This is a genomic window from Acinetobacter sp. YH12105 (genome assembly GCF_013419095.1).
Lineage (GTDB): Bacteria > Pseudomonadota > Gammaproteobacteria > Pseudomonadales > Moraxellaceae > Acinetobacter > Acinetobacter pseudolwoffii.
On record NZ_VPAU01000049.1, the window covers coordinates 1 to 1,319 of the forward strand.

The 1,319-nt window shown below is 44.7% G+C and carries 1 protein-coding gene and 1 pseudogene; one reads left to right on the forward strand and one right to left on the reverse strand.

The genetic code is table 11. From position 1 onward, the window contains the following. A pseudogene (locus tag FTU44_RS15270) lies at nucleotides 1-198 on the reverse strand (hypothetical protein); the annotation flags it as partial. Between the two features lie 129 nt (nucleotides 199-327). Here FTU44_RS15270 and FTU44_RS15035 point away from each other — a divergent pair. Continuing rightward, nucleotides 328-1,143 (forward strand): aminoglycoside O-phosphotransferase APH(3')-Ia, encoded by an 816-nt coding sequence (locus FTU44_RS15035; protein WP_000018326.1) that lies wholly within the window; start codon nucleotides 328-330, stop codon nucleotides 1,141-1,143. Nucleotides 1,144-1,319 lie beyond the last annotated feature (176 nt).

Below are 1,319 nucleotides of genomic sequence, written 5' to 3' on the forward strand. Positions count from 1 at the left end.
GCCAGGCCTCAGCATTTTATTATGGTGATCCCCTGGGCGAAATGCGCCTGGTAAGCAGAGTTTTTGAAATGTAAGGCCTTTGAATAAGACAAAAGGCTGCCTCATCGCTAACTTTGCAACAGTGCCGTATTTGCAGTACCAGCGTACGGCCCACAGAATGATGTCACGCTGAAAATGCCGGCCTTTGAATGGGTTCATGTGCAGCTCCATCAGCAAAAGGGGATGATAAGTTTATCACCACCGACTATTTGCAACAGTGCCGATAAAAATATATCATCATGAACAATAAAACTGTCTGCTTACATAAACAGTAATACAAGGGGTGTTATGAGCCATATTCAACGGGAAACGTCTTGCTCGAGGCCGCGATTAAATTCCAACCTGGATGCTGATTTATATGGGTATAGATGGGCTCGCGATAATGTCGGGCAATCAGGTGCGACAATCTATCGATTGTATGGGAAGCCCAATGCGCCAGAGTTGTTTCTGAAACATGGCAAAGGTAGCGTTGCCAATGATGTTACAGATGAGATGGTCAGACTAAACTGGCTGACGGCATTTATGCCTCTTCCGACCATCAAGCATTTTATCCGTACTCCTGATGATGCATGGTTACTCACCACTGCGATCCCCGGGAAAACAGCATTCCAGGTATTAGAAGAATATCCTGATTCAGGTGAAAATATTGTTGATGCGCTGGCAGTGTTCCTGCGCCGGTTGCATTCGATTCCTGTTTGTAATTGTCCTTTTAACAGCGATCGCGTATTTCGTCTCGCTCAGGCGCAATCACGAATGAATAACGGTTTGGTTGATGCTAGTGATTTTGATGACGAGCGTAATGGCTGGCCTGTTGAACAAGTCTGGAAAGAAATGCATAAGCTTTTGCCATTCTCACCGGATTCAGTCGTCACTCATGGTGATTTCTCACTTGATAACCTTATTTTTGACGAGGGGAAATTAATAGGTTGTATTGATGTTGGACGAGTCGGAATCGCAGACCGATACCAGGATCTTGCCATCCTATGGAACTGCCTCGGTGAGTTTTCTCCTTCATTACAGAAACGGCTTTTTCAAAAATATGGTATTGATAATCCTGATATGAATAAATTGCAGTTTCATTTGATGCTCGATGAGTTTTTCTGATAGTTAGTCTTTGTAGAGACACAAACCTGAAATTCCGGACACCGCGCTTGGCACTGTTGCAAATAGTCGGTGGTGATAAACTTATCATCCCCTTTTGCTGATGGAGCTGCACATGAACCCATTCAAAGGCCGGCATTTTCAGCGTGACATCATTCTGTGGGCCGTACGCTGGTACT